This is a genomic window from Bartonella sp. AU16XJBT, from assembly GCF_028618665.1.
Taxonomy (GTDB): domain Bacteria; phylum Pseudomonadota; class Alphaproteobacteria; order Rhizobiales; family Rhizobiaceae; genus Bartonella.
Map to the genome: position 1 here is coordinate 1 of NZ_JAQITF010000040.1, position 4,648 is coordinate 4,648.

The 4,648-nt window shown below is 45.2% G+C and carries 1 protein-coding gene; it reads left to right on the forward strand.

Features of this window, described 5'->3' with window-relative positions:
• Positions 1 to 4,648: hemagglutinin repeat-containing protein (locus PVV66_RS09095; RefSeq protein ID WP_273760991.1), on the forward strand; the 4,648-nt coding region annotated here is incomplete at both ends.

Sequence of the window (4,648 nt, forward strand, 5' to 3'; positions counted from 1 at the left end):
TTTCTTTCCAAAGACCAGAAGGGGCTGATCAACTCAGTGATGGGATGTTATATCAGAATGCGAAAGTTGGTCTTTGGGGAAAAGGGCACGACTATCAATACGATAACGGAGTTTGGAAAGGGCACTTAGAAATTTATTTAGATGCCCCACTTTGGAATAGCAAAGAAGGAACTTATGGTACAACAACATTGAAAGACGGAACAGTCTATAAGGCATTCACTTGGAAATATATTGACGAAAGAGACTCCGTAGAACAGTATCGATGGAATGGTTTTCGGTGGAAAGTAGGATTTTGGGGGTCAATAAACAAAAACTGGTCCCATATGACAGAGGAGATTGTTACGCAGACCTTTTCGCATAAACCGGCGGCTCAGGGGATGATACAATCTCACGGTAATCTGATCATTAACGCTGATAATATTGAGAATAACTATAGCATTATAGAAGCAGGGGGCAATGCGGATATCCATGCGAATGTGCTGACCAATGTAGGGGAAACAGCCTATAAAAATACCTTTATGCATTGTCATGCCAATACAGATAGTTATTGTTATGCCTATAATGCCGATGGCAGCCGCAATGATCATCTCGATATAGCAAATAACAAGGATCGCCAAACTGGTTCAGAAGTTCTCGATACTGTTCCTGGTCTTGTGCAAGCGGGTGGCACGTTGAATTTGGTGGTAGATCAACTCAACAACAAGGCAGCGGAAGGCTCCATTACAGGGGATGCGCATTTTGAAGCAAAAGCGGCAGGAGGTAATCCACTGGAGGCGCTGAGCGGTTTGACCGGGGCTGGTGCTCTCTTTACCCCCAAAGTGGATCTCAATGGTACAGAAGAACTAGCTGAGGGCAGCACTTTGCCTTTGCCAAAGCCCCAATCGGGCGGTGTTGGGGGCACGTTGCCTCAACAAAATTTTATTTATGAAACGAGAGCAGATTTCCTTGATGTTGGTAAGTTTTATGGCTCCGCCTATTTTCTGAACAGAATTGGTTATAAGCCAGATCGGGAGATTTTTTTCTTAGGGGATGCTTATTTCGAAAAGCAACTGATTGAAAAACAAATGCGTGATCTTGTGGGGCAAGGTTTGGGTAAAGGCTCCTTTATTCCAGGCAGTGATGCCATTGAACAAGTCAAAAGTTTGCTGGATGTCGGGGCAGACTATGCCAAAGCCCACAATCTTGTCTTTGGTGAGCCTTTAAGTGAAGAACAATTGGCAAGTTTAGAAGCACCGATGGTGATTTATGTTCGTCAACAGGTCAAGGGCATGGATGTTTATGCACCGGTGCTTTACATTCCAGAAAAAGACAGAGCCTCCTTTGTTTCTGCTGGGGCTTTGATCATGGGCGATGATGTCAATATCACCAGCCCAAATACAAGCACTTCAACGATTATCAATTCAGGGCGTATTGCGGCAAAGAACCAATTGAATGTGCATGGCGGGGATATTCTCAGTCAAGGGGGGCATTTTGCAGCTGATGGTGATGCTGTTTTGCTTGCAGAAAACAATATTCGTTTGGATGCAGGGCGCACAACGGTTGATGGTGTGGAAACTGTTTTAAACACCCATGCCTTGTCTTCTGGGGGCAATGCGACAGTTCTTGCTAAAAAAGATATGACAGCCTCAGGGGTAAAGATCACCACAAAGGGTGATCTTGCCATGGTTACAGAGCAGGGCAATTTGACAATCGGTGCCGTCAAAACCGAGTACCATGATGCGCAGAGTGATGCATCTATGCATCATCAATCAGAAGTCAATTCTGGCGGCTCAACAACGCTTTCCTCTGGAAAAGATTTGCATGTTTTAGGCTCTAAGGTTCAAGCAACGGATAACCTTTTCTTACAAGCAAAAGAAAACGTTTCGATTGATGCCACGCGCAACAGTGCTAATAGCCATCGGGGGGAACAAACCTCCCATGTTGCTGTGCACAATGGCTCTCATTTAAGTTCTGGAAAAGATACCACTGTTCTCTCTGGAAAAGATATCCATGTTTCTGCGTCCGATATCGATGCGAAGGGCAATGTTGCTCTTGGTGCTCAAGGGGATATCACAATAGATACCAAATCCGATGAGATGGAGTATCATCTTCAGAATAAAAACCTTAAAGTGGATATGCAAGCCTCGCGAGCCGTTGGCTCTTCGATCAATGCTGGGGGTGATATCAGCGCTATTGCAGGGCAAGATGGCAAACCACATGATCTCACCATCACAGGCAGTTCTGTTACGGCTGATGGCAAGGTGGGGCTGAAAACCAGCCACGATATTCTCATCAACAATGCGGAAAATAGTTTACAGTATGAGATGTCGTATCATAAAGAGGGCGGGGCGTTCAGTAGCAGCAAATCCCAGCATAACAAGATTGATGCGACCCAAGTTTCCGGTTCACTCATATCGGGGGGTAAAGGTGTTGCCATTGATTCAGGAAACAACACGGAAATTGTTGCCTCGATACTCACAGCCGGCAAGACAGGGGAGACTTCAGGAGCAAAAACGCCAGAAGACCAAGCAAAAGCCGATATTACCATTCACTCTGGTGGCAATATTCTCATCAAAGGGGCGCAAGAGAAGTATGATCAGCAAGCACAATCGTCAGAAAGTGGATTTTTGAGTAGCAAATCTTCCGATACATCTCAATCCCATACAACAACGGTTTCCTCCATTCTTGGGGCGACGGGCAACATTATTACGCAATCAGACAAAGAGACCACAATCACAGCTTCTCATATGATTGCCAATGAAGATATCAATGTGGCAGGACAAAGCGTGACGATTGATGGCATGACAGATCACCATGAGAGCCATTCAGAAACTCATGAAACGGGTTTTGGTGTGGGATCAGGCAAGGGCTTTGTTTCGATATTTGGGAGTGAATCAAAGACAGAGAATGAAGAAAGTTTTGAACATCAAGGCTCTTCGCTCAATGGTAAAAATATTACCATCACCGCCAAAAAAGAAGATGTGAACGTGGTAGGTTCTGACTTTACCGCAGAGGAAAATATTAATGTTTCGGCAGTCCATAATGTGAATGTTTTGCCTGGTCACAATAGCCATAGCACCAACTCAAAGGAAGAACGTACAGGCTTTGGCATTCAGTTTGAAAAGAACCGCAGTGGTGTTTCTGTAGGGATTGGGGTTGCAGGCGCCAAGGATAAAGGCGATCAATGGGAAAAGTTCAATACAGCATCCAATTTCAAAGCGGGCAAAGATGTGCAGATCAATGCCGGCAATGATGTGAATTTACAAGCGACAAATGTTTTAGCAAATCGTGATGTCAACATTAATGCTGGCAATAATATCACCCTATCGGAAAGCTATGATACCTCTAATGTACAAGAAAAGCATGAAAAGTTCTTTGCTGGTGTGACAGGTTCTGTCAATGTTGGTGTTCTTGGCACGGTACAAGATATAAGGGATGCCGGAAAACGTTTTGGTCATGGGGATACAAAACACAAAATCGGCAATGGTTTGCTTGGCGGTTTAAAAGGTTATGATCTCTATAACAAAGGCAAAGGTCTTTACAATGGGATAAAGGGTGGAGCAAGCAAAAGTGACCTTCGTAATATGGCGGATGTTTCAGCCAGCATTACGGCAGGCTTTAAGGCTGAAAAGGCAGAGGCCTCTTCTCAAGTTTCCACCGCGGTGACCACAACAATAGAAGGTGGGCGTTCTATCAACATGCATGCCAACAATGGGAGTATCCATGGTGTTGGCGCTGATCTTATCGCTGGCACAAACCCTCTGAGCAATGATGAACAGAGCGGGAATATCACCTTGGATGCAAAACAAAATATCCTCTTTGAAAGTGCGCAAAACACGCAAAGCACGCAAAACCATTCGCAAAATATTTCTGCAAATGTTGGTTACAGCTATGGGAGTGGCGGTCAAGGCTGGATGGGCAATGCTTCTTTTGGAAAAGGAAAGGGTTCCAGTGAACAAGTGCATCATAAAAACAGCCATATTATAGGCACCGGCACTGTTCATACCAATAGTGGGGGAAATACTACATTTGCAGGCGCCGTGGTTTCTGGAAACCGTGTAGAGATGGGGGTTGGTGGTGATTTCATCATTACCAGCCTCAGTGATACGGGACAAACTTCCAGCAAGCAAAACTCTGTTTCTGTTGGCTTTAATGGTGGAAAAAAGGATGATGCGGCGTCAACCAATATTGCCTTTAACAAGGATAAAACCTCTAGTGATTATCACAGCGTTGTGGAACAATCCGGCATCAAAGCGGGTGAGGGCGGTTTTGATATTACAGTGGCGGGTGCAACAACCATGACCGGAGGTATTATCGGCAGCACCGCACCGGCGAACAAAAATAAACTGACCACAGGAACCATTAAAATGAGTGATATCACCAACAGTGCTGATGCTCAAGCCAACAGCGATGGGATCAGCATTTCTGCGGGTGGCCCCATGTATCAGGGCAAATACGGTGTTGGGAAAAACATTGCCAAGAATGTTTTAGATCATGCAAAAGCCAAAGATTCAGAGGAAGGCTATACCAAATCCGCTATCAGCAATAGCACCATTGTGCTGACAAATGAAGCAGGGCAAAAGGCGTTGACGGGACAAGATGTGGAACAAGCCATCGCCTCCCTTAACCGTGATACTGCCAGCGCCCATAAGGGGGTACAACAGCTTGA